The organism is Sulfurovum sp. (assembly GCA_020525365.1).
GTDB lineage: Bacteria > Campylobacterota > Campylobacteria > Campylobacterales > Sulfurovaceae > Sulfurovum.
Genome location: JAIZOF010000001.1, coordinates 394,152 through 413,770, shown reverse-complemented (window position 1 = coordinate 413,770; position 19,619 = coordinate 394,152). Strand labels below are relative to the sequence as shown.

General features: G+C 36.3%; 24 protein-coding genes. 8 read left to right on the top strand and 16 right to left on the bottom strand.

All coding sequences use genetic code 11. The annotated features are described in order from the left end of the window. Positions 1–3 precede the first annotated feature (3 nt). The 3 genes from LGB01_02120 to recA form a co-directional block, all read right to left on the bottom strand. Positions 4–255 carry a hypothetical protein gene (locus LGB01_02120; GenBank protein MCB4753010.1) on the bottom strand — a complete coding sequence of 84 codons (252 nt, stop codon included), beginning with the start codon at positions 253–255 and terminating at the stop codon, positions 4–6. A 12-nt stretch (positions 256–267) separates the two neighbouring features. Next, positions 268–1,542 (bottom strand): phosphopyruvate hydratase, encoded by a 1,275-nt coding sequence (eno, locus tag LGB01_02115; GenBank protein ID MCB4753009.1) that lies wholly within the window; start codon positions 1,540–1,542, stop codon positions 268–270. Positions 1,543–1,726: 184 nt separating this feature from the next. Then, positions 1,727–2,767 carry a recombinase RecA gene (gene recA / locus LGB01_02110; protein ID MCB4753008.1) on the bottom strand — a complete coding sequence of 347 codons (1,041 nt, stop codon included), beginning with the start codon at positions 2,765–2,767 and terminating at the stop codon, positions 1,727–1,729. Between the two features lie 229 nt (positions 2,768–2,996). On the opposite strand from recA, the gene LGB01_02105 reads away from it, so the two are divergent. Together LGB01_02105 and LGB01_02100 are read left to right on the top strand one after the other, a co-directional pair. Further along, the gene (locus LGB01_02105; GenBank protein ID MCB4753007.1) at positions 2,997–3,863 is read left to right on the top strand and encodes a succinate--CoA ligase; all 867 of its coding nucleotides are present in this window, start codon (positions 2,997–2,999) and stop codon (positions 3,861–3,863) included. Between the two features lie 3 nt (positions 3,864–3,866). Then, entirely contained in the window at positions 3,867–4,643 is a 777-nt protein-coding gene (locus LGB01_02100) for a UDP-N-acetylmuramate dehydrogenase (GenBank protein ID MCB4753006.1), read from the top strand. A gap of 6 nt (positions 4,644–4,649) precedes the next feature. Here the strand turns inward: LGB01_02100 and LGB01_02095 are convergent, their stop codons facing one another. From LGB01_02095 to LGB01_02070, 6 genes are all read right to left on the bottom strand, one after another. Beyond that, a complete protein-coding gene (locus LGB01_02095) occupies positions 4,650–5,150 on the bottom strand; it encodes a DUF1566 domain-containing protein (protein ID MCB4753005.1) in 501 nt (166 codons plus the stop codon). Positions 5,151–5,234: 84 nt separating this feature from the next. Then, positions 5,235–5,954 (bottom strand): L,D-transpeptidase family protein, encoded by a 720-nt coding sequence (locus LGB01_02090; protein MCB4753004.1) that lies wholly within the window; start codon positions 5,952–5,954, stop codon positions 5,235–5,237. 29 nt (positions 5,955–5,983) lie between these two features. Continuing rightward, positions 5,984–6,397, bottom strand: coding sequence for a hypothetical protein (locus LGB01_02085; GenBank protein ID MCB4753003.1), 414 nt, complete (start codon positions 6,395–6,397; stop codon positions 5,984–5,986). A 194-nt stretch (positions 6,398–6,591) separates the two neighbouring features. Beyond that, entirely contained in the window at positions 6,592–7,113 is a 522-nt protein-coding gene (gene tpx, locus LGB01_02080; protein MCB4753002.1) for a thiol peroxidase, read from the bottom strand. 170 nt (positions 7,114–7,283) lie between these two features. After that, positions 7,284–8,753, bottom strand: coding sequence for a cytochrome c oxidase accessory protein CcoG (gene ccoG / locus LGB01_02075; protein MCB4753001.1), 1,470 nt, complete (start codon positions 8,751–8,753; stop codon positions 7,284–7,286). Next, positions 8,741–9,442: a recombinase family protein gene (locus LGB01_02070; GenBank protein ID MCB4753000.1), complete on the bottom strand. Its 702-nt coding sequence runs from the start codon at positions 9,440–9,442 to the stop codon at positions 8,741–8,743. The genes ccoG and LGB01_02070 overlap by 13 nt, the downstream gene beginning before the upstream one ends. 164 nt (positions 9,443–9,606) lie before the next feature. On the opposite strand from LGB01_02070, the gene moaC reads away from it, so the two are divergent. Both moaC and LGB01_02060 read left to right on the top strand, forming a co-directional pair. Beyond that, entirely contained in the window at positions 9,607–10,086 is a 480-nt protein-coding gene (moaC, locus tag LGB01_02065) for a cyclic pyranopterin monophosphate synthase MoaC (GenBank protein MCB4752999.1), read from the top strand. Between the two features lie 121 nt (positions 10,087–10,207). Continuing rightward, entirely contained in the window at positions 10,208–10,477 is a 270-nt protein-coding gene (locus LGB01_02060; GenBank protein ID MCB4752998.1) for a DUF493 domain-containing protein, read from the top strand. On the opposite strand, the gene LGB01_02055 is transcribed toward LGB01_02060, so the two are convergent. The 3 genes from LGB01_02055 to glmM form a co-directional block, all read right to left on the bottom strand. Then, a complete protein-coding gene (locus LGB01_02055; GenBank protein MCB4752997.1) occupies positions 10,474–11,295 on the bottom strand; it encodes a paraquat-inducible protein A in 822 nt (273 codons plus the stop codon). The two genes, LGB01_02060 and LGB01_02055, sit on opposite strands and share 4 nt — an antisense overlap. Positions 11,296–11,455: 160 nt before the next feature. After that, positions 11,456–11,905 carry a signal peptidase II gene (gene lspA, locus LGB01_02050; GenBank protein ID MCB4752996.1) on the bottom strand — a complete coding sequence of 150 codons (450 nt, stop codon included), beginning with the start codon at positions 11,903–11,905 and terminating at the stop codon, positions 11,456–11,458. Then, complete coding sequence (glmM, locus tag LGB01_02045; protein ID MCB4752995.1) at positions 11,905–13,242, bottom strand: phosphoglucosamine mutase; 1,338 nt, start codon at positions 13,240–13,242, stop codon at positions 11,905–11,907. The genes lspA and glmM overlap by 1 nt, the downstream gene beginning before the upstream one ends. A 172-nt stretch (positions 13,243–13,414) precedes the next feature. On the opposite strand from glmM, the gene rpsT reads away from it, so the two are divergent. Genes rpsT through LGB01_02030 form a run of 3 tightly spaced genes read left to right on the top strand, consistent with a single transcriptional unit; the run spans position 13,415 to position 15,298 of the window. Further along, positions 13,415–13,684: a 30S ribosomal protein S20 gene (rpsT, locus tag LGB01_02040; GenBank protein ID MCB4752994.1), complete on the top strand. Its 270-nt coding sequence runs from the start codon at positions 13,415–13,417 to the stop codon at positions 13,682–13,684. Positions 13,685–13,743: 59 nt separating this feature from the next. Beyond that, positions 13,744–14,811: a peptide chain release factor 1 gene (gene prfA / locus LGB01_02035; protein ID MCB4752993.1), complete on the top strand. Its 1,068-nt coding sequence runs from the start codon at positions 13,744–13,746 to the stop codon at positions 14,809–14,811. Positions 14,812–14,830: 19 nt separating this feature from the next. Next, positions 14,831–15,298 carry a hypothetical protein gene (locus tag LGB01_02030; protein ID MCB4752992.1) on the top strand — a complete coding sequence of 156 codons (468 nt, stop codon included), beginning with the start codon at positions 14,831–14,833 and terminating at the stop codon, positions 15,296–15,298. A gap of 95 nt (positions 15,299–15,393) precedes the next feature. Here the strand turns inward: LGB01_02030 and soxZ are convergent, their stop codons facing one another. The 4 genes from soxZ to soxC all read right to left on the bottom strand — a co-directional run bounded on the left by soxZ (position 15,394) and on the right by soxC (position 18,771). Further along, positions 15,394–15,696, bottom strand: a complete 303-nt coding sequence (soxZ, locus tag LGB01_02025) for a thiosulfate oxidation carrier complex protein SoxZ (GenBank protein ID MCB4752991.1) — start codon at positions 15,694–15,696, stop codon at positions 15,394–15,396. A 46-nt stretch (positions 15,697–15,742) separates the two neighbouring features. Then, a complete protein-coding gene (locus LGB01_02020) occupies positions 15,743–16,216 on the bottom strand; it encodes a thiosulfate oxidation carrier protein SoxY (GenBank protein MCB4752990.1) in 474 nt (157 codons plus the stop codon). 91 nt (positions 16,217–16,307) lie between these two features. Then, complete coding sequence (locus tag LGB01_02015) at positions 16,308–17,414, bottom strand: c-type cytochrome (GenBank protein MCB4752989.1); 1,107 nt, start codon at positions 17,412–17,414, stop codon at positions 16,308–16,310. Positions 17,415–17,436: 22 nt separating this feature from the next. After that, complete coding sequence (soxC, locus tag LGB01_02010; GenBank protein ID MCB4752988.1) at positions 17,437–18,771, bottom strand: sulfite dehydrogenase; 1,335 nt, start codon at positions 18,769–18,771, stop codon at positions 17,437–17,439. A gap of 270 nt (positions 18,772–19,041) precedes the next feature. Here soxC and LGB01_02005 point away from each other — a divergent pair, with 270 nt between their 5' ends. Then, entirely contained in the window at positions 19,042–19,485 is a 444-nt protein-coding gene (locus LGB01_02005) for an MOSC domain-containing protein (GenBank protein MCB4752987.1), read from the top strand. Positions 19,486–19,619 lie beyond the last annotated feature (134 nt).

Below are 19,619 nucleotides of genomic sequence, written 5' to 3'. Positions count from 1 at the left end.
CTACTACTCCTTGGGTTCTAATTGCTTCAGCTCAAAATATTCTTTTTGAAGTCTTTGATTCTTTATTTTCAAAATCTGTATCTCTTGTTTTAATACTGCTTTTTTCTCTCTAAGGTGTTGCAATACAGTCAATGAATTCTCCCCATAAATCAAAACACCCACATAAATACCAAAAAGCAAGATGGCAATAGTTATTAAAAAAAGGGTTTTAGGAGGAAGTCCTGTCATCAATATAACCTCTTTTGTATCTACCAAAGTTTTTCTCCTCTATCGATTAAAAATAGAAGTACCAAGATACTCGAACTGGCCAAGCTCAGCCTCTATCTCGAGTAGTCTATTATATTTGGAAATCCTGTCACTTCTTGCTGTGGATCCTGTTTTGATCTCGCCTGTATTAAGTGCTACAGCAAAATCTGCAATAAAAGTATCTTCACTCTCCCCAGAACGGTGACTCATTACACAGGTATAGCCTGAGCGCTGAGCAAGACGTACTGTCTGCATTGTTTCGCTAACCGTACCAATCTGATTAGGTTTAATCAAAATAGAGTTCCCAACACCTTTCTTGATGCCCTCTTCAAGAATAGAGACGTTAGTCACAAATAGATCATCTCCAACAAGTTGAATCTTATCACCTAGTTTTTCTGTCAGCACTTTCCAGCCACTCCAGTCATCTTCACTTAAACCATCTTCGATGGAAATAATGGGATATTTCTCAACCATTTCAGTATAGTAAGAGACCATTTCCTCACTTGTTAATTCTCTATTCTCAGATTTTAGAACATATTTTCCCTCATCATTCACAAGTTCAGAGGCAGCAACATCGAGTGCTATGGCAATCTGCTCTCTTGGATTATATCCAGCTTCTTTAATTGCCTTCATAATGATCTGAATAGGTTCTTCATTACTCTTTAAGTTTGGAGCAAAACCACCCTCATCACCCACGGCCGTACTCTCATTCATGCTGTCAATAATCTTTTTGAGGTTATGATATACCTCAGTTGCAGCACGAAGTCCTTCAGAAAATTGATCAAATCCAACTGGTACTATCATATACTCCTGAAAATCAACCGAATTATTTGCATGCTCACCACCATTGATAATATTAAGCATCGGTACGGGCATCACAACTGCATTAGCTCCACCAAGATAACGATAGAGAGGCATTTTCAATGATTGTGCCGCTGCACGTGCTACTGCCATGGAGACCCCTAATACTGCATTGGCACCAAGGTTTCCATAGTTGTGTGTACCATCAGCCTCTTTCATTATCAAATCAATCTCTGCTTGATTAAAAGGGCTGAGACCTACTAGTGCATCATTAATTGGTCCATTAACATTTTCACATGCCTGAAGTACCCCTTTACCCATATAACGGTTACCGCCATCACGTAGCTCTAACGCTTCACGCTTTCCTGTACTTGCTCCACTTGGAACAATTGCACTTGTTACGGTTCCATCGCTGAGACTAACTGTTGCACGAACTGTTGGATTTCCTCGACTATCCATCACCTCTGTTGCCACTATATCATCAATAAAGATCATTCTATTCCTTTTCTTAATCATGTAATTATTATTTATTCTAGCAAAAATTACCCTATACTTAAATGAGCATACTTGCCTGGTACCCGCTCTACCCCGTATCATAATTATACATGCAATAAGAGAAATTTTATTGTAGATATTAAATTTAGATTTTTAGAACTACAATAGTAAAAAAATATTTTTACTATTCACCCTCCTTAATCTCTTTTGTATTCATAGTTAGCCCTTCCCCAAAACCAAGTGCTTCTTTAATTTTTTCTTCAATTTCAATCCGAAGTTTAGGGTTCTCTTTGAGAATTAATTTTGCATTCTCTTTTCCTTGCCCAAGCTTTTCTGCTCCATAACTAAACCATGCACCGGACTTATCGATAATATCGAGTTTGACACCGTAATCTACCAACTCTCCTTCATAAGAAATACCTTCACCAAACATAATATCAAATTCTGCTTGTCTGAATGGTGGTGCTACTTTATTTTTGACTACTTTTGCCTTAACTCGGTTTCCTATCTGAGATTCCCCATGCTTTAATGTAGCAATACGCCTAACATCAATACGCACAGAACAGTAGAATTTTAATGCATTACCACCTGTTGTTGTTTCAGGTGAACCATACCCCATTGTACCAATTTTCATACGAATTTGATTAATAAAAATGACAGTTGTATTTGTCTTATGTAGTAATCCTGTCAGTTTTCTAAGTGCCTGAGACATCAAGCGTGCCTGTAACCCCACATGCTGATCACCCATATCTCCTTCAATTTCACTCTTGGGTGTTAATGCTGCAACCGAGTCAATTACAATCAAATCAACCGCTCCAGAACGTGCTAGGGTTTCAAGCACATCCAATGCTTGTTCTCCAAAATCAGGTTGTGAAATTAGTAGATTATCTGTATCAACCCCAAGATTCTTTGCATATACTACATCAAGTGCATGTTCTGCATCAATAAAAGCACATATCATATCTTGTTTTTGTGCTGACGCAATAGTCTGTAGCGCTAATGTAGTCTTTCCCGAAGACTCTGGACCATAAATCTCAACAATACGTCCCTGAGGAATACCACCAATTCCTAAAGCCATATCTAATCCAAGTGAGCCAGTAGAAATTGCTTCAATCGGCTCAAACTCCTTGTCGCCCAGTCGCATCAAGGTTCCTTTTCCAAACGTTTTATCAATTTGTCTAATCGCCATATCGAGTGCTTTTTGTTTTTGTGCATCCATCGCCATTGTCATATCCTTATCCTTTATTATTGAAGTCATTTTATCTAAATAAACATTAGCTATTTAGTCATGGTACTATTGTAAATTAAGTGATACAAAAAAGATAAAAATATGTCATATTGTCATATTTTTTAATACTTTACTGCAATACAACTATACATGGTAATCTTAATACCTCTTCTTTTTGTGCCTCCTTATGCTAAAATACTTTCATTGATTCATAAAGGTTTCATGCATGCCAAATACCATTCAACTTGCACACTCTCCTGATGCGGACGATATATTCATGTATTATGCTATTAAATTTGGATGGGTCGATACTAAAGGTTTAATATTCGAGAATATTGGACTTGATATCGAGACACTAAATACAGAAGCAATCAAAGGTACTTATGATGTCTCTGCCATCTCTTTTGGAATGTATCCACTTATTAAAGAGGAGTATGCCCTCCTTCGTACAGCAGTCAGCTTTGGCGAAGGCTATGGTCCAAAACTCATCAAACACAAAGGGAAAAAGCTCAAGCGTCACTTCAAGGTGGCACTCTCGGGTCATTATACCACCAATGCTATGCTCTTTCGCATCTACTATCCTGATGCACATCCCGTCTATATGAATTTTCTTGAAATTGAACAAGCTGTTATAGATGGTGACGTTGATGCAGGCATACTCATACATGAATCAATTCTTAACTTTGATAAAAGTTTGGAAGTCGAAAAAGAGATATGGGATATTTGGATAGAATTGGCGGGAGAACGGTTGCCTCTGCCACTAGGTGGTATGGCATTACGAAGAAGTTTGCCTTTAAATCGTGCCATTGACATTGAAAATATTCTTATCGATGGTGTTAAAATTGCCAATGAAAGAAAAGATGAGCTTTGTGCAAAACTTGAAACCGATAGTCTAGTGCGAATTTCAGACAAGATGCTCACAAAATACCTTGATATGTATGCCTCTAATGAATCAGTTGAACTTTCTACACTTCAAATAAAAGCATTAGATAAACTATATAACATTGGTTCTGAGCATGGGATATGGGAGTACCCTATTAAAACAGAAGACTACCTAATACCTAAAGAGTATAACAAACTTCGAGCGAGATAGAAGGTGTATACCAAAATTATCGATTTCTCCCAATATTCCAGTATTAAAATTGGTCAGCCCACCAAAGTACTTATGATTGAAAAAGATGACCTTATCCCTTCTAATCATTACCTCATCGGTGGTGCCAATAACCTACTCATCTCATCTAATCCTCCGCCACTAATGATGCTAAGCAAAGACTTTTCATACATTAAAGAGTCAAACGGACTTCTTGAAATTGGTGCTGCTATGGCTACGGGGCGCATTATCTCCTATTGTAAAAATAAGGATATTGGTGGATTTGAGTTTTGTAGTAAACTTCCAGGAACACTAGGTGGCATGCTAGCAATGAATGCAGGGGTAAAGGATTACGAAGTTTTCAATATACTTCATAGTATCAAAATAGATGGAAAGTGGATAGAAAAAACTAAGATTGAATACGGTTACCGCTTTGCTAAACTAAAAGGTGTAGCCACAGCTGCACGATTTGAAATAAAACAGAAGTTTAATAAGATACTATTAAATAAGCTACTCGTACTCAGAAACAATCAGCCTCGTGACCCTAGTGCAGGTTCAGTTTTTAAGAATCCTCCTCAAGATTATGCAGGCAGACTTATTGAAGCAGTAGGACTAAAGGGGTATCGTCAAGGAGGCATGGCATGGAGCAGTGTCCATGCTAATTTTTTAATCAATACTGGAAAAGGAACCTATAAAGATGCTATTTTACTACTTGAGCTAGCAAAAGAAAGGGTTTTAAAGGACTTTAATATTACACTTCAAGAAGAAATTAAACTCCTTTAAAGAGGCTTAAGTATGGCGCACACAGCGGATATAGTTTGATTGCTTCTTGCTTCTTTTGTATCTATAAGCATCTGCAGGATAGACTACATAATGCTTTCCTGCTGTTGTTGGTGTTGATGTCCAAAAGTCCTTGCTTCTAAAATAAACAAAGTTCTGTCCAATCTGATGATGAACTGCCATGAGCTCATTTGCAGTAGGAAGTCGCCAATCTTGGTAGCCTGCATAATCAAGGTTGTGACAATAACGCACCGCATGTTGAAACACACCAACTTTGCCTACTGAGTAATTATTGGCATAAGCACCATCCTCTGCATCAGTATAAGATGCATCCTGCCACATTAAATTAGTCTCTTCATCAATATAGATTTTCTTTGGATAGTATGGCTTCTCAATCTGTGTTATAGCACCTAAATTTGGGACTATTATATCTTCTCTTCCCATATCTCCACCCGAAAATCCAAATGTTATAGCAAAAAAACTCCAAAGAAAAACGATATACTTTTTCATTTTATTCTCCTTCTAGATTTAACATAATAATATACCAGATTTAACATAATAATATAATTTTTCTCGAATATAGCTAAAATATACTCAAGGGTAAATTGTAATTGGTACACCATTTCTAATTCCAACCCATAACTGTACTATTTTTTTATTGGGTATTGCTATACATCCTTGTGTCCAGTCGTGCGAAAGTGTATAAAAATCATACTTGTCATCTGCATTCCATCTGGGCTGTCCATGAATTGTAATATATCCTCCAGGTTTAACTCCTTTAGATTTTGCCTCCACAATATCTTGTGCATCTGGGTAAGAAATCAATAATGATCGGTAGAGCCTTGGGTGACATTTTTTACGAATAATCGTATAATTGCCTTCAGGTGTACGATAATCACCTTCTTGTATCTTATCCCCTTTATCTGCATTTTTACCCAAAGATATACGAGATTCAAAAACTTTTTTACCATCTCTATATCCCTCTATTTTCCGCTTCGACTTATATGCAATCAGCCTATCAATAATCTGATCTTTCCTAATCTCTAAACCATATGATAGTTCTTTTCGACACACTTTGATATTATATGGTATTTTATTCACTTTAATACTATGTCGTTTTTTGCTCACCTTAATACCATGTTGTATTTTGCTTACATTGGTATCATGTTGTATTTTGCTTACATTGGTATCATGTTGTATTTTGCTTACATTGGTATCATGTTGTATTTTGTTTATCTTATATTTATAGCTACACCCACTGATAAAAAAAATTATTTCAATAACTACTATTACCAATACTGTATTGAATTTCATAATTCTCCCTATGGTACCCTATTAAAACCTTAGCCCCAGTCTTCATTTTCCTGTTTTGCTTTGTGTTTATCTTTTTTGTAAGAGCTGGCATTCTTTATTTTCTGTAAACGATTTAAATTACTCATCTCTGTATCTCGCATATCATTAAATAGTACATTATCAAAGGCTTTATTTTCACATGTTTTTGCATAAAGATGACCAATATATTGTTTTAATTCTTGATGATACTCCGAATCCAAATGTATAGTTTCTCTCCAATCTAGTTTCACTTTAAGTTTTTTAAATTTTACAGAAAAATCCTGAGAAGTAACCATTGTATCACGCAACATACGAAAAATATTTTTACCAACCTTTTCAAGTTCAGTAATATATTTTTGGCGATTGAATTTATCTATTTGTTTCTGTGTGTAACGACTAATAATAACATCTCCTTGTCTTCTCATTATCCCTATATTTTATTGATATAGAATAGAAGATACGATGCAAAGAGTCATATGTTCGAAAAAGCATAGTGGTGACTATAATATATCTTAAATGTAACATAGAGTGATTGTAACAAAATAATAGTTATGGGGCTATGAAGAAAAAGAAGAGACAAAGCCAAAGGACTTTGTCGTGTTATCATGCTATAGTATAATTACGCATTTGCTGCAGATTTAGCTGCTTCAATTGCTTCGTTATAGTTAGGCTCCTCCGTAATTTCAGGAACAACCTGCTTATAAGCAACTTTTCCATCTTTACCAACTACAAAGATAACTCTTGCAGTTACACCAGCTAAAGGACCGTCAGCCAAAAGAACACCGTAAGCATTTGCAAAATCTTTGTTTCTAAAATCTGAACATACTTTGATGTTTTCGATTCCAGCAGCTCCACACCATCTAGCAGCAGCAAATGGTAAATCCATAGAAACTGTCATAACTTCTACACCATCTAAAGATGCTGCTTCTGTATTAAATCTTCTAGTTTCAGCATCACATACACCTGTGTCTAATGATGGTACTGCAATTATAAGTTGAACTTTACCTTCTCCACCTATCTGCTCATCCTGAAGCATTGGGTTACAGTTTACTACTGTTACCACTGGTGCTGTGTCGCCTATGTTTAATTCTGTACCTGCTAGGTTACATACAATGTCACTTTTAAATGTTACTGTTGCCATTTAATATCCTTTTGATTTAGTTTTAGATAAATGGATTATGACTTAATTAGGATAAATTTTATCTTAATTAAGTCTATATAATTTTTTTCTAAAAATTTAGTATTAAGGTGTTACATAAATTCACATCCTAAGCCAAATAAAATTTAGAAATATCTATTTTATACAAACTCCTATTTTTTCAAAAGATCTGCACGAGGATAAACAAAAACAGTATGTCTTGTTACTACAACCTTCTCTTTATCATCAATAGCATATGCTTTGATTGTAATTGGTATCGGCACATCTTTACGTGTACTATCGGCTAGTTCAATATTTGTTCTAAGTACAACGACCTTCTTACGCTTTTTACCTGAAGCAATACTAAATGAATTTTTAGGTCTCACAATATGGATTTTCTTTTTTAATGGTTCTTCAATTTCAAAATAGTAGGTATGGCGCTTGCTATCTGTATTGGCAAAGAGGAATATATAATCATTTTCAACGACACCGCCATCAAGAATCTTATAAAGTCTGGTTGTTTTATTAATATTAAGCAACATATGCTCTTTTTTGCTTCCCATTGCAAACAGTGCTACAAGAACAATTGTCAGTATCGTGAAGTAGGCAATAACCTTTGGTCTAAATATTTTCGTTTTTCGCTCATGCTTCTCTGTTTCAACCACACTTGACCACTGTACCAAGCTTGGTTTTCCAAGTGCTCCCATGACCTGCGTACAAGCATCAACACACTCAAGACAGTTGATACACTCAAGCTGAAGCCCTTTACGAATATCTATGTGTGTCGGACAGACCGTTACACAGCTCTCGCAGGTTGTACATTCTGCCTGAGAGTGAATAGCTTTGAGCTCTTTTTGTTTATTGAAAGCCTTATGTCTATCGTTTCCATGTCCCTCATATATCCCACCACCACGAATTGGGTCATAGATTGCCATCAGTGTATCATCATCATATAGTACTGACTGTACACGGCTATAGGGGCAGATATAAATACAAAAATCCTCTTTAATAAACACAATATCTACAACCAAAAAGAGTGCAACCCCCAATACAAACCCTATCATTACCATGTGGTCGGCAGGATACTGTAAATATGTAAAAAACTCTTCAGGTGGCACAAAGTACCACATAAAATCAGCTGCTGCAATAATAGAAAGTGATGACCAGAGCACTATTGCAATTATTTTTTTAATTTTATTTTCTAACTTACTCATATCTGGTTCTTGTTGCTTATTTTTAATACGCTTTCGCAATCCAAGCAACTTTGTCTCAATAAAATCTCTGTAGACGACACGGAAAATAGTCTGAGGACATGCCCAGCCACACCATGCCCGACCGCCTACTGCCGTCACAGCAAAAATACCAAGAAAGAGTAACATCAGTAGAAATGGCATCAAGTAGAGCTCTTGCATATCAAATGCTACTCCAGCAAGGTGTAGTTTCTTATGATCAAAACTCAAAAGAAATAAATGGTTTTCATTGATCGTAATCCATGGCATTCCAAGTGCTACTACTGTTGCTATCATATAAGCCCAATACCTCTTGATACGATAAGATATCCACCCCTTTAGATACTCTTTTGCTTTGTTCTTCTTGGATTTACTGCTTTGATCGACTTTCTCTACTCCTACTACTTGCTCCATGACTGCTTCCTTTCTATTTTATTTATTTTAAATTCATTCTCTTCTTGCTCAAAAGGACAAATCAACACAGTGTTATCTGCCTCCGATATTTTCTGTGGTGTAGCTATCTCCATCCACGATCCTTCTACTAGTTCTCTAATACCTCTAGATTCAATATAGTCTTTTAGGGAACTACGACTCACCCTCAACTCTCTTGCAATGGCACTAACGCTCATCTCTTTTTTAAGAAGTGAGACGATTTGTGTCTGATAGATATCAAATTTAGAGGATGATTTGCTACCTTTTGGGCGACCAATCTGTCCTGTTTTGACTCTCTTTATCTCCTTTGTATCGCCAAGAAGAGGGAGAACTTCGGTCAGTAGCGTCTCTTCTGTCACCACTGTTTTGGTATTGGCAATATAGAGTATAATTTTGCGACTTAGCATACAGTTAATCACCTTCACAAGTTCTTCAACCACATGACTCAAAATTGATAAATGAGCAATAATGATTCTGTCACCATTCTCCTGAAGTGACTGAAGGAATTTTTCAAACTCCTCACGTTCTTCAATTGGACGGCTCTTGGCACTATACTCAATTACCTCTTTATCTATCTGTATTCTTTGTGTCAATGCAAAAGAGAGAATAGAACGTTGTTGCTGTGACAAGTGACTGCAACCTGGCATCTGTCTTAAATATGCGTACGTCATAACCCTCCTTTTCCAATTTAAAATATTGTACAATATTTGATGTTAAAAATACATAATTCTTTAATAAAAAACGTCAACTATTTATTTTAACCATCAATAAAAATTTATTTTCGTCATATTTTTATGTTAAAATACTCAAAAAAATACTCAAATTAGGACTTCATGTGAACCTTACTCATTTAGATGAACACAATAAACCTAAAATGGTTGATATCTCCGATAAAGACAATACTACACGTATTGCCATAGCCAGTGGCATCATAGAGGTAGGACAAGCGGCCTTTGATGCCGTTATTGCCAATACCACAAAAAAGGGTCCTGTCTTGCAAACTGCAGTCATTGCAGCCATTCAGGGATCCAAACAAACTAGTACGCTTATTCCTATGTGCCACCCACTCATGCTCTCCTCTATCAAAACAAATATTAAAGAGATACCAGAACTTCCTGGATTCAAACTCACCATCACAACAAAACTTACAGGAAAAACTGGGGTAGAGATGGAAGCGCTTACCGGCGTTAGTATTGGACTTCTCACAATTTATGATATGCTCAAAGCTATCGATAAAAGCATGACTATTCGCAATATACAGCTTGAACATAAGAGTGGTGGGAAATCAGGGGACTATCATAGAATTAACACTTAAGATAGATATATTACCTTTAAATAGTATTTTACATATTAGGTATATTAAGGCTAATTCTTTATGCTATACTGTGGCTATTGAGCTTACTTAAATTATCAAACCTATTTCAAAGGAGTGTGCTATGATATTTGACAATGATACTCAGGATAAACCAGTTATTACATACCCTACCAACTGGAGATTCAAAATCATTGGAAGAGATAAGAAAAAACTCGAAGCTTGTATTGAGGAAGTGATGGGCGGAAGAGAGCATTGTAATAGCTTAGGAAATACATCACAAACAGGAAAGTTCACCACCTACAATACATCATGTATTGTAGAAAGTAAAGAAGAGAGAGACAGACTTTTTGAGTCTTTTCAAAGCCATAAGGATGTGAAGATGGTAATCTAACTATCTTTAACTTGATGTAGCATTCTATTCGCGCCCAAACTCACCAACATTGAAACAATTACATATACCAAAAAGAAGTAGAATCCTACTTCAATTTCAGCACGACTGACATCGCCTTTATCAACTGTCAAATAAGCCAAAAAAGTTGCCACTACAAAGACATCAATCATGGACCATTTTCCAATTACCTTAAAGAACTCTATAATACTGTGTGCAAAACGGTTTTCTGTAAAGAGGGAAATAAATAATATTGACAATACTTTAACAATAGGAATAAGTATAGAGAAGAATAAAATAACTATGGCAACAGCAATATCACCATTTTCAAAGAGTTTGGCAATGGAGCCAATAATACTTTTTGATTCAAATGACAACACTACATCCCCAAGATACTCCACTTTTTTATGGATAGTAATCATCAGCATAGGGCTAACAAAACCAAAAAAGAGCATCACTCCTGCCGTAATAGCACCAAAAAAGGTAAACATACGTAAAGAAATAACAAAATATCCCAAAAGCAGTATTAATAATGCACTAATCGCATAAAGAGTATAGCTTCTACTCTGTGTTTTATAAAAATGCTGTTTCTCTTCTATCTCTTGAAGCATTTCATGTTTTTTATTCTTATAGAAACCAAACGATAGCTCCTCTACCAGCTCCTGTGCCCGATAGGTTACCAATGATTTAGCACTCATCTGTGCTACTAGTAATGCAGTTTTTTCTTCATATTTTTTTGCACTTCTATAGGCATGAAAACTAAAAAAAAGTATACTTACCAACAACACTCCTGCAATACTATGTATAATTATTTGTTTCATTCTGTCACCTCAAAATAGATTAATTTAGAGAATTTCTTTTGTATTATTGGAGGGTACAGTTCAATACTTCTGATCGAGAGCATACAACCCCTTTTCTTTGATTATTGCTTCTGCCAATAAAAGAAATATATCCATACATGCTAGTCTCATAGTAATATTCTTATCTGTCTACTTTATCTTTAGAGAAAAAATAGGTTGCAATAAGTACCCATACTGCCGCTATATCAATTGCTACATCGGCAAAATTAAAGACAGCAAAGTTAAAACCACAATGCCATGCCACATAATCCACTACCCCTTTATGTACAAAACGATCATAGATATTCCCCAATGCTCCACCAATAAACAACCCAACAGGAAAAGCATATCGATACAGATAATTCTCTTTGAGTACAGAGTAAAGAATTGTCACTACAATAAATATTTGTATCCACTTTAAATATGGACCAATAAAAGTAAACATTGAAAATGCAATGCCTTGATTAAAATGTAATTCTAAATCAATACATGCCCCCTCTTTATAAAACCCTTCTAGAAATAGTGCTTTAATCTCCTGATCAATCACAAATGTACCAACTGCAGCCAGTAGAAAAATAGTAAAATAGCGCATTAGACCAATACACCCTTAAAAAAAGAAATACATTTCTTCATCATCTCATCAAGTATTTTTTCTTCTTTGCCCTCAAGTAACAGTCTGATCTTATTCTCGGTACCAGAATAACGGAAGAGATGGCGTATTCCTTTTGCTTCAACTTCCTGCTGAAGTATCTTGAGACCTTCTATCTCCTCAAAAGGGTATTTTTCTTTCACTAAAAGGCTTACTAGCATCTGCGGATAAGAGTCATAAGGATTAAAAGCTTCACTTGCCTTTTTGCTGGTAGTGACAAGATATGCCAGTGCCTGAAGTGCGCTAGAGATTCCATCTCCTGTTTTTGCATAATCAGAAAAGATAATGTGCCCACTCTGTTCTCCACCAAAATTAATCCCTTTATGTTGCATGAGTTCTACAACATTCTTATCTCCTACGGCAGAACGATAAAGATGCAGATCACAAGAAGATAGATATTCATCCAGTCCCTGATTACTCATAACTGTTGCCACTACGCCATCTCCTTGTAGCATACCACGCTCTTTTAAATAGGCGGCCAACACCCCTATTAATTTATCTCCATCAACAACTTCACCTTTTTCATCTACAAGTACTACTCTGTCAGCATCACCATCAAGAGCAATGCCAATATCTGCCCGATTTTCCAAAACAGTATTGGCAAGTTTCTCAGGATGCATTGCACCACACCCTTCATTGATATTAAATCCATTTGGGCTATTACCAATAACAATAACTTCTGCGCCAAGTTCCTGAAGAATTGTTGGTCCAACAATATACCCTGCACCATTGGCACAATCTATTACGATACGCAAACCTGCAAGAGTCAATGGTTTAGGAAAGGAATTTTTAATATGAACAATATAGCGCCCAATTACATCATCAATACGCTTAGATTTCCCAATACTCTTGCCTGTCACTTGAGCCTCTTCTATGGCTACATCATCTTTAAAGATTGTCTCAATCATCTCCTCTTTGGTACGGCTAATCTTGTTGCCCTTTGTATCAAAAAACTTGATACCGTTATCGTAGTAGGGGTTATGACTTGCCGAGATCATAATTCCTGCATCACAGCGCATATTCTCTGTGAGAAAGGCTATTGCTGGTGTAGGCATAGGGCCTACTTGAATCACATCAAATCCCACTGCCGTCAAACCAGAAACCAATGCATTCTCAATCATATAACCACTTCTGCGGGTATCTTTTCCTACCAGTATCTTTTTTGTTTTTACAAATTGTTTAAAACATATCCCTGTTGCCATTGCGAGGCGCATTGTGTTAATCGCACTAACTTTTTTTCCTGCTTTCCCTCGTACACCATCTGTTCCAAAAAGTGCCACTATAAAATTCCTTGTGTTTTTAAATCATTGGTTTTATTCTATCTAAATTTCATTAACTTCGTTTAGCACTCCATTTTAATTTATCTTTAATCTTGTTTGCGATATCATTCGCGAACTATTTTCACTCTATATTGTTTGGAGTGGGCACAATTATTTATCCAAAGGAATTCTAATGGCACACCATAAGTCAGCAAAAAAACGTATTTTGCAAACAGCAAAGAGAACAGAAAGAAATAGATACTATAGAACACGTTTTAAAAATATTATCAAAGCTGTTCATGAAGCAGTAGAAGTTGGCAACAAATCAGTAGCAACAGAAGCATTTAAGCTTGCCAATAAGAAAATCCATGCACTTGTCAGCAAAGGATTTATTAAAAAGCAAACTGCTGCAAGAAAAGTAAGTCGTCTTCACAAAATGGTCAATAAACTTGAGGCTGCATAAGCAGTTTTTGACCTCTCCTCTTTTTAACTTTTATATACCTTTAATTAATACAAAAGCCTATGTTTAAAGAAAAACTTCAACCTTTTATAGACAGATATAACGAGATTAGCAAACTGCTTAGTTCACCAGATATTGGTTCAGATATTGGTAAAATGACAGAACTCAACAAAGAACAGTCTGGACTAAATGAACTAGTTGAAAAGGCAAAATACTATCTTGAAACTGCCAAAACCATTGAAGAGAATAAAGAGCTACAAGGAGACCCTGATCTTGGAGATTTGGCAAAAGAAGAGTTGTGTGAACTTGAACCTTTACTGCCTAAACTTGAAGAGGAAATTAAAATTCTTATGATCCCAAAAGACAAGAATGATGAAAAAAATATCTTTCTTGAGCTTCGTGCTGGTGCTGGTGGAGATGAAAGTGCTCTTTTTGTTGCTGATATATTCCGTATGTACTCGCGTTATGCAGAACAAAAATACTGGAAAGTCGAAATTGTTAGCACTAGCGATGGTACAGCCGGTGGATACAAGGAACTCATTGCTCAAATTAAGGGTAAAGGTGTATATTCTAGGCTTAAGTACGAAGCAGGTACCCATCGTGTCCAACGTGTGCCTGATACTGAAACACAAGGACGAGTACATACTTCTGCTATTACCGTTGCCATTATTCCTGAAGTTGATGATATAGAAATTGATATCAAGCCAAATGAGATTAAGATGGATGTTTATCGCTCTAGTGGTTGTGGAGGACAGTCAGTTAACACTACCGACTCTGCCGTTCGTTTAACACACATTCCTACTGGTATTGTTGTTGCAATTCAAGATGAAAAATCTCAACATAAGAATAAAGACAAGGCAATGAAAGTACTCAAAGCACGTGTCTATGAAGCAGAGCTTCAAAAGCAACTCAACGAAACTGCAGGACAACGCAAACTTCAGGTTGGCTCAGGAGACCGATCAGAAAAGATTCGTACCTACAACTATCCACAGAATCGTTTGACAGATCACCGAATTAGTCTAACCCTCTATGCCCTTGATGATATTGTCAATAATGGCAATCTTGACCTTGTGATTGATCCACTTATTGCACATGCCAAAACAGAAGCAATTAAAGAGGCAGGACTCTAAAAATAAGGAGTAGCCTAATATGCCAACCTTTAAACAATTTTCTTCCAAAGAACCTATATCCTCTCTTATCAAAGCTACTTTTGATGTAGATCTCCCTATCTCTGGAAGATGGGGATACACACAAGCACTTGCCACAATTATCAATACTGGCTTAGAAAATACTCCTCTTCATCAATTACAACACATGATAGCATCTATGCGTACTTATCTTGAAATGAATATAACACTACCCAAAGAAGAGCGCTACGGTAGCATCAATCTCAACGAAAAAAAGAGAGAAATATGGCAAAAAGAGAAGAAAACTTATCATAAAGTTATCTATGAAATCAGTGCGATAAAAGAGGATATTTATGCAACTTTTATTGATGAATACAAAGAGGGGTATGGAGAGGAAAGCTTTGATATAGTATCACATTTTCAGCAAAGAAAAGAGATGACACTAATTCGTATAGAGCCTCACTGGTTTGAAGTAAGCCATATTATCTAAAATGCAAAGAAATCATTTTATAGAAATACTAAGAGAAGTACTCATATAAAATGAATTGTTGTCACCCTGTCAAAGGTCAACAGAGTGACATTTTTTTACTTAATTTTTTTAGTTCCAGAAATAGTATTTCCTGACAAGTCAACCCAAGTAATAGTAAGTTTATCGCCCTTCTTGGCACCCTTGAACTTAAACTTAAACAGTGGGTTCTTGGCGAGGAATTGGCTTGTAGAAACATCATAAACAATTGTATCACCAACTTTTGCAGTAATATGTGTGATAAAATTTGCCTCCTTCCCCTTCTTTTTTGCTTGATCATATGTCAACATATCATGCTTTGCAATCGCTTTAACGTTGATTACGTCATTTTTAAGCTTTGCTTTAATTTTCATATTACCCATTTATCATCCTTTCTATCTTTTTCTCTATAGATCATAGTATGAAGCATTAGCCTTCACACCCACCTTTTGCAACCTTGAGTGCAACCGTACCCTTGTAAAACTTACCGTCTTTGCCTTCTACAATTACTGTAACCACACCATTACCACCATTCTCATCAGTTGCCTTGAGCTTGATCTTAACACTGTAGTTAATTACTGCATTTTCAGGGATATTCCATACAGCAACTGTACTTTCAGGATCCATATTTTGGAAAAGTGCCACTGTTTTTGCAGGAATATCTGTTTTGATAGTAATAGGCACGGCTCCACCATTACTTGCAACTTTTGGTGCTTTTACTTTGACACCACTCTCTTTAGGTTTAATCTCACCATAAAGTGCCTTAATTGCATCTTCAACTGTTTTTGCTGTCCATGTATCAGGCTTCACTTTTCTAAAATCGATACTGGTAGCTGCACTGGCTGCTACAGGCAATGTCGCCATTGCTAATACACCAAAACCGATAAAGTTTCTTCTGTTCATACTTTGTCCTTTACTTAAATTAATTTTTGCATACAAAAGGCATTTACCCTTTGTATTATTATAACACTTTTTATTATGAAATAATTATAAATTACTTCGACTTTTTTATCATATAGTCTATAATCTGCTTAATCTCCTCATCAGGTAAAGATGTTCCTCCTTTAGGAGGCATACCATTAATACCTTGAATAGCGTTATGCTGCACTTTATCTATTCCTTTTTTCAAAACAGTTTTCCATGCCTTCTTATCACCTACCATCGGTGCACCCATTGCATCTGTTGCATGACATACAGAGCATGATGCCTCATAGGCCTTCTTGCCTGGATGCTCACTACCAGACCCTGCTTTTTTCTTAGGGAGGTCTTTCTTGTTTGAAAGAGGGGGCTGATAATCACTAATCCCTGAGCCTGAAATTCTTGCTAATTTAGGTTTCCCTTTAAAACAGTTCTTCATACAGCGGGTACCGTTACCATAGTTTGCAAAATTATTATAGAATTTACGTGTATTTTCTAAACCATTTTTACCACGTATCTCAGGAATAAATCCATCAACATTTGGCATTTTTATCTTAAGGAACTTCTCTCTATTAAGTTCATACTCGTCATCAAGTTCTTCATCATCAATTTTTATTTCGTTAACTGAAAGAATATAGGCACAAATTGCATAAACCTCATCATCTGTCAGCGAAAGTGGTGCAGGATGTGGCATACCTGTTTTGATATACCACCAAAGTGTACTCGCATATGGCCAATATGTACCGAAGACACGAATAGGACCTTCATCATTGCCACCTACACGCTGAAAGAGCATAGACTTATGCCCTTCATAGGCATTCCCTTTCTGAAGTGCGGGATAACCTGAACCACCTGTACCAAAGTCAAAGTGGCATGACGCACACTTCGTCTCGTAGAGTGCATCACCCTCTTCAACTGTACCTTTTCCTTCTGGAAGACCAGTACCATCAGGCATTACATCAATATCCCATGCTTCAATCTCATCAGCAGTTGCTGCTCTTCCAAGTTTAAAAGAGGTTTTGTGTGCTTTCTCATTTACAAAATATGCGGAAGTCTTTTTATTTTGGATAGGATACGTCGTACCACCATCAATAACCTTTTTGCCATTTGAATAAACTCGAGAAGAATCTGTATAAATTGTTGCTGTACTGCTTTTAGCAAATAAAGTTACCGATGTAGCCATTATCGCTACCAATAATATAAAATTACGATAAAACCTGAACATTGTTCACCTCCCCTTTTCCTGTTACTTCCCATGTATGAATACCATTTCTATGATATACTGATTCAACCCCTACAACTTCTCTTTCATGTTTAACGGTTGGCTGAATATGTCCTGCATCATCTCTTGCACGACTTCCAAGAATGATAGGTTTTCCATTCCACTTATACACAAAGCTAAATCTCGTCCATGCTTTTGGCAATACCAAACCTTTAAGGCTTGCTTCGACCCAATTCTTACCTCCATCAAAGGTAATATCTACACCTTCAACTGTACCCATACCAGACCATGCAAGACCTTCTATCTCTACAATATCACCTTTTTTAAGGTCTGTCCAAGGTTTTTCAGGACAAGGAGAGGTAATGATGGAGTTAACCTCATTTGCATAGAAGTGGTGAATTGCTTTACCACTTGATGTAAGTGCTGTATATTTTGCTGTCTCTTCTTTTGCATAGTATGGCTCAGATGCAAACTCAAGACGACAGAGCCATTTGACACAAAGGTTTCCTTCCCAGCCTGGAACAAGCAGTCTAATTGGATACCCCTGTTCAGGTCGAAGTGCCTCACCATTCTGTGCCCACACAATCATTGCATCATCAAGGACTTTATCAATAGGTACGGTTCTTCCCATATGTGCATTATCAGCGCCTTCAGCAAGCATCCATCTTGCATTTGGCTTAAGACCAAGATCTTTAAGAATATCTTTAATGTATACACCGGTCCACTCTGCACAACTCATCATCCCTTTAGCAAATTGTAATGATGGGAATTGTGGTCCTCTCCACTCTGGTCCTCCATTAGCAGGACACTCAATAAAATGAATACGACTTACGCTTGGATAACGCTTTAGCTCGTCCATAGTCAATACTAGTGTCTTTTCAACAAGTCCATGAATCATCAATCTGTGTTCATTTGGATCAATCTCTGCTACACCACCATGACAACGGCTAAAAAAGAGTCCATTAGGCGTAATGATTCCTTCTAAATCCTGAAGTGGGCACATTGCAATAGAGGCATACCAGTTTCCTGAAGAGAGAAGCTTGGTATTTCTTCTTGTTACATTATGCTCATAAGGTGACGGCTGACCATATAGATTATGTGTAACGGGGTAGCCAAATTTTGTTCCCCATGGTTTTTCCTCGAGGATTGCGGGATCACCCTTGAATTTCTCCATATGACCTCCTGCATTAATCTTAACAGGTGCCATAACACTTGCTGCAGCCATTGCACTAACTGAAAATGCTGCTGACTTTTTAAAAAAGTCTCTTCTGCCTGACTCTACTATTTCAGCTTCAGAAGCTTTACTTATTTTAGTCATATTACCTCCTTTTTTTGTAGCACTCCCATCTCATTTCGATCAGAGACGCTATTACCTTTTATTATAATAGAAATAAAATTAAAATGCCAAGCAAAAAAATATATTTTCCACTATTTTTAAATATTCATTAATCAGATACATAAGATTAGAAATACTAATACAATTATCAATAAAATACTTTAATTAAATAAGAAATATTGAATAAAAAGAGGGGGGTACATTATTCTGTTTATGATAAAATACACTTAATACACTCTTAGAGGATAAGCCATGCAAGAAGTAGGTACTATATATGCACTATTTGTTTCACAAGAAGGACTTTCTAAGCCTATAACAAAAGCAGATATACTTCTTAAAAAACAAGGTATCCTCGAAGACAAGCACTATGGTAGTATACCCGAACGTACTGTACTTATTGCTTCACTTGAGAGTTACAAGATAGTAAAAAATAAAACAGGCATAGAGATGACTCATGGCTACCTTGGAGAAAATATTCTTATAGATTACAATCCTTATCACCTTCTTTCTGGAACACAACTTCATATTGGAACAGTTGTTTTAGAGATTTCTAAAAATTGTACCCTATGCAACCATCTGGCAGCATTAGACAAGCGTATTCCAAAACTATTGAAAAAAGACCGAGGTATTTTTGCCAAAGTAGTAGAAGAAGGGAGTATAAAAATAGGAGACAAGGTCTACTTAAAAGATTGTTGAAGTATCAATCTGTCCTTTTAGACACTTCTCTTGGACAATCCTTATGATCATAACCTTATTTTTTAATAGAAGTTAGGGCAAGAAGAAAATCTAATTTATCCATACCCACGAAGTATATTAGTCTTGGTATTTGG

Excerpts from the sequence above, each read along its gene's own strand:
- prfA (MCB4752993.1), top strand. The coding sequence starts at position 13,744 with ATGTTTAAAGAAAAACTTCAACCTTTTATAGACAGATATAACGAGATT.
- LGB01_02095 (MCB4753005.1), bottom strand. The coding sequence starts at position 5,150 with ATGAAAAAGTATATCGTTTTTCTTTGGAGTTTTTTTGCTATAACATTT.
- lspA (MCB4752996.1), bottom strand. The coding sequence starts at position 11,905 with ATGCGCTATTTTACTATTTTTCTACTGGCTGCAGTTGGTACATTTGTG.
- rpsT (MCB4752994.1), top strand. The coding sequence starts at position 13,415 with ATGGCACACCATAAGTCAGCAAAAAAACGTATTTTGCAAACAGCAAAG.
- LGB01_02090 (MCB4753004.1), bottom strand. The coding sequence starts at position 5,954 with ATGAAATTCAATACAGTATTGGTAATAGTAGTTATTGAAATAATTTTT.
- ccoG (MCB4753001.1), bottom strand. The coding sequence starts at position 8,753 with ATGGAGCAAGTAGTAGGAGTAGAGAAAGTCGATCAAAGCAGTAAATCC.
- eno (MCB4753009.1), bottom strand. The coding sequence starts at position 1,542 with ATGATCTTTATTGATGATATAGTGGCAACAGAGGTGATGGATAGTCGA.
- LGB01_02030 (MCB4752992.1), top strand. The coding sequence starts at position 14,831 with ATGCCAACCTTTAAACAATTTTCTTCCAAAGAACCTATATCCTCTCTT.
- soxC (MCB4752988.1), bottom strand. The coding sequence starts at position 18,771 with ATGACTAAAATAAGTAAAGCTTCTGAAGCTGAAATAGTAGAGTCAGGC.
- soxZ (MCB4752991.1), bottom strand. The coding sequence starts at position 15,696 with ATGGGTAATATGAAAATTAAAGCAAAGCTTAAAAATGACGTAATCAAC.
- recA (MCB4753008.1), bottom strand. The coding sequence starts at position 2,767 with ATGGCGATGGATGCACAAAAACAAAAAGCACTCGATATGGCGATTAGA.
- LGB01_02060 (MCB4752998.1), top strand. The coding sequence starts at position 10,208 with ATGATATTTGACAATGATACTCAGGATAAACCAGTTATTACATACCCT.
- LGB01_02070 (MCB4753000.1), bottom strand. The coding sequence starts at position 9,442 with ATGACGTACGCATATTTAAGACAGATGCCAGGTTGCAGTCACTTGTCA.
- LGB01_02020 (MCB4752990.1), bottom strand. The coding sequence starts at position 16,216 with ATGAACAGAAGAAACTTTATCGGTTTTGGTGTATTAGCAATGGCGACA.
- LGB01_02005 (MCB4752987.1), top strand. The coding sequence starts at position 19,042 with ATGCAAGAAGTAGGTACTATATATGCACTATTTGTTTCACAAGAAGGA.
- tpx (MCB4753002.1), bottom strand. The coding sequence starts at position 7,113 with ATGGCAACAGTAACATTTAAAAGTGACATTGTATGTAACCTAGCAGGT.
- LGB01_02015 (MCB4752989.1), bottom strand. The coding sequence starts at position 17,414 with ATGGCTACATCGGTAACTTTATTTGCTAAAAGCAGTACAGCAACAATT.
- LGB01_02105 (MCB4753007.1), top strand. The coding sequence starts at position 2,997 with ATGCCAAATACCATTCAACTTGCACACTCTCCTGATGCGGACGATATA.
- LGB01_02085 (MCB4753003.1), bottom strand. The coding sequence starts at position 6,397 with ATGAGAAGACAAGGAGATGTTATTATTAGTCGTTACACACAGAAACAA.
- LGB01_02055 (MCB4752997.1), bottom strand. The coding sequence starts at position 11,295 with ATGAAACAAATAATTATACATAGTATTGCAGGAGTGTTGTTGGTAAGT.